Source organism: Bacillus hominis (assembly GCF_018332515.1).
Taxonomy (GTDB): Bacteria; Bacillota; Bacilli; order Bacillales; family Bacillaceae_G; genus Bacillus_A; species Bacillus_A hominis.
This window is the reverse complement of the sequence record NZ_BOQD01000280.1, coordinates 1-3,551: the sequence shown is the minus strand read 5'-3', so window position 1 is coordinate 3,551 and position 3,551 is coordinate 1. Positions and strand designations below refer to the sequence as shown.

The 3,551-nt window shown below is 34.2% G+C and carries 3 protein-coding genes; 2 read left to right on the top strand and 1 reads right to left on the bottom strand.

Features of this window, described 5'->3' with window-relative positions; genetic code table 11:
• Positions 1–135 precede the first annotated feature (135 nt).
• Both KI356_RS22305 and KI356_RS22300 read left to right on the top strand, forming a co-directional pair.
• Complete coding sequence (locus tag KI356_RS22305; protein ID WP_212936489.1) at positions 136–1,038, top strand: ABC transporter permease subunit; 903 nt, start codon at positions 136–138, stop codon at positions 1,036–1,038.
• Positions 1,035–2,054, top strand: coding sequence for an ABC transporter permease (locus KI356_RS22300; protein WP_212936488.1), 1,020 nt, complete (start codon positions 1,035–1,037; stop codon positions 2,052–2,054). The genes KI356_RS22305 and KI356_RS22300 overlap by 4 nt, the downstream gene beginning before the upstream one ends.
• Positions 2,055–2,361: 307 nt before the next feature.
• Here KI356_RS22300 and adhP read toward each other — a convergent pair whose 3' ends face one another.
• Positions 2,362–3,387: an alcohol dehydrogenase AdhP gene (adhP, locus tag KI356_RS22295; RefSeq protein ID WP_212936487.1), complete on the bottom strand. Its 1,026-nt coding sequence runs from the start codon at positions 3,385–3,387 to the stop codon at positions 2,362–2,364.
• Positions 3,388–3,551 lie beyond the last annotated feature (164 nt).

The window sequence follows — 3,551 nt, the reverse complement described above, 5'->3', positions numbered from 1 at the left end:
TCGTTTTCTTAGCTTGATGGACATAGGACGTAGCTCCATACTATAAAATCTAATAGTATTTATATTTTTCCGAAAAATCAAAACACAATACAAACTTTATTGTATAATGTTGTAAAAAGATGTCGGAGGGATTTAATGTTATATAAAATATCTCAATTCACAATAAAACTTTCATCAATTCTTTTATCACTCTTACTATTACTAAATTTACCTTATTTATTTATCACTCAACAGGGATTCACTTTTCAACCAATTCATTTTTTTAATCAAATCGTTACTATGTTAAAACAAGTTTTCTCACCTGAATCATTAGTAGTTATAGGATCAGACCCGAAATTTGGTCATTTCAAAAAGACACCATTATTTCCAACTGTTTTAGAACCTTACCTATATTCATTTACTGTATTATTTATAGCCTTTTTTCTTGCACTCTTTCTATCATCTAGTATGGCATTTTTTTATTTTTTAGCAAAAGATTATATAAAAGAATGGATAAACCGGATTGTATTCATATTAGAAGCTATCCCTGATATGATGATGATGATTTGTTTGCAAATATTTTTCATATGGGTACTTCAGAAATTCGGGGAATCTCCTGTCACCATTATTTCTTTTAATGAAAATCGAGCTTATTTACTCCCTATTTTATCTTTAGCAGTCTTACCTACATTACAAATGTTTCGGATGATGGTGTTATACATAAAAGAAGAACATGGAAAACATTACGTAGAGGTTGCATATGGAAAAGGACTTTCATCAAGTTATATACTATGCATTCATTTATTCAAAAATATATCTATCCACTTCTTTCACCATTTAAAAACGATTTTTGTTTTCTTACTTTCTAACTTATTCATTTTAGAATTTGTTTTTAATATGGAAGGCATTATTCAATTTTTATTTAAGAAGGCGTTTATTTCACCTCCAGCTGCATTTATCATACTTGTTATGATTATTTTACCGTTTTATTCCATTTTTCAAATAGTCTCATTCATGATGAATAGATGGCATAAGCAATTGAAAGGAGCAGCATTATGAAATCTATTTGGAAATCAAAACGATTTTTAATCGGCTTTACTTATCTATTCATACTTGTTTCAGCTAGTTTTATTTATAGTTGGTTCTTTAAAGATAACATCCCAAAACCTCCTCAGTTACTTTACAATGACAATAACGAATTACTTGGAAAGGCCCCCTTTCCGCCATCGTTAATGCCGCCTTTTGGATCTGATCGTTTTGGAGAGTCTGTTTTCTTACAAATTGTAGAAGGAGCAAAATTCACCATTTTATTAGCCGTGGCAATTAGCTTCTTTCGAATTTTATTCGGAACATGTATAGGAATCCTCCTAAGTTTATATGCTCCAAAATTCAAGAGATTTTTCCAGTCATGCTCAGAAGTTTTTTATTATATTCCAACTCTATTTATCGCATTTATACTCATCACGCCCGTTAATATTGTAATCACATCAAATGCTGATAGATTAGACCCAAATATTTCATTTTCGTTTTATCAAGTACTCGTACTTATTTTCGTCGCTCTACCTACACTTTCTTTATATATATCCTCAGAGGTTGATGAATTTATGAAACAAGATTACATTTTAAGTTCTCAATTGCTGGGGGCTAGCCGTTTTCATATTATGCAAAAACACTTACGAGTCTTATTACTTGATCGCTTATTTGTGTTATTTATGGAACATATCGTCCAAGCACTCATACTCGTGATCCATTTAGCGTTGCTTGACATTGTAATTGGCGGGATACAAATGCGGGAACTCTATGACGGAGTGCTCAAACCTGTTTCTCTATCTAATGATTGGGCAGGTCTTATTGGATTAAATCGTTATGAAATGAATCTTTCATGGTGGATTATTTTTTATACTCTCGCTTCATTCTTTATTACGATTCTTTTTATTAAGCTTATGACAATCGGGATTCAAGATGCACTGAAAGCAAGAGATTCGCAAGTTGTAGCAATTCAAACCGTTCCAGATCATAAAAAATTTGTTAAACATAAAGATTCTTTTTCGTTTGCAAATAAAGTGAAACTTTAATCAGTGGGGGTTTTCTTCATCCCCCACTGATTATCAGCCCTCACCAATCGGGCTTTTACGGGCAGTTGATTCCCCACCTAACTTCTTTGTTTTCACCGAATTTTGAAGTGGGGGGCTTACTGCCCGGCAAATAGCGGGATAAATTGAACCTTTAATCATTTCTCATTAATCGGCATTGCTATTAGTGGAATATAAAGAAGATGATCCCTATTGAATACAGGGATCATCTTCTGCATGTCGTCTAAATTTTTTACATATCCTTTGCTAGACTCATGCTTTTTATATTTAAAATGAATTATTTACAATCTCAATTATGCTGTTTAAAATCGATTACCATACGCCCTTGAATTCTACCTTGTTCCATTTCTTCGAATACATCTTGTACTTCATCTAGTGGACAAGTTTGAACAACCGGCACTACTTTTCCTTCTGCACCGAACATAAATGCCTCCTCTAGATCCTTACGAGTACCTACTAGAGAACCAACTACTTCAATTCCGTCTAATACAAGTCGTGGAATGTTTAAATCCATAGTTTCGACTGGTAACCCTACCGCAACTACTTTACCGCAAGCACGTACTGCATCAACTGCTGAGTTGAAGGCTACTTTAGAAACCGCTGTTACTACAGCAGCATAAGCACCACCAAACTCCTCTTGAACAATTTTATCAGCAGGGCCTTGAGAAATTGGATTGATAGTCATATCAGCACCAACTTCTTTTGCTAAGGCTAATTTGTCGTCATTAATATCTACTGCAATTACCTTTGCACCAAATACGTTTTTAGCATATTGAATAGCTAGGTTACCTAATCCACCACAACCATAGATTACGATAGGTTGACCAGGTTTAATGTCTGATACTTTAATAGCTTTATATGTAGTTACGCCCGCACATGTGATTGATGATGCTTGAGCAGGATCTAATCCTTCTGGTACTTTCACCGCATAATCAGCTGTAACAATACATTGTTCAGCCATACCACCATCTACTGAATAACCAGCATTTTTCACTTCACGGCAGAATGTTTCTCTACCCGTTACGCAATATTCACAACGTCCACAAGATTGGAACATCCATGCAATACTTACACGGTCACCTATCTTTAGTGAAGTAACATCATCAGCAATTTTAGTAACAATACCTACACCCTCATGACCAAGGATGCGGCCATCGGTGTTTCCAAAATCATGATTCGCAACGTGTAAATCAGTGTGGCAAACTCCACAATACTCTACATCTACTAGCGCTTCACCCGAGTGTAACGGACGTAATTCCTTTTCAATAACTTCAATGTTTGCTTTGCTGTTTTTATTAACTACTACTGCTTTCATATGTGATCTCCCCTTTAGTGTTTTAGAGTTTTAATGAGTTTATCTCACAACTACTGTCCTCACTATTTTGGCTAATTATTGTACCAAATTTAAGTGTTCAATCATCATTACAGGTTCATCATAACATGGAATTTCATAAGCTTATTGTAAAATATTGAACAATA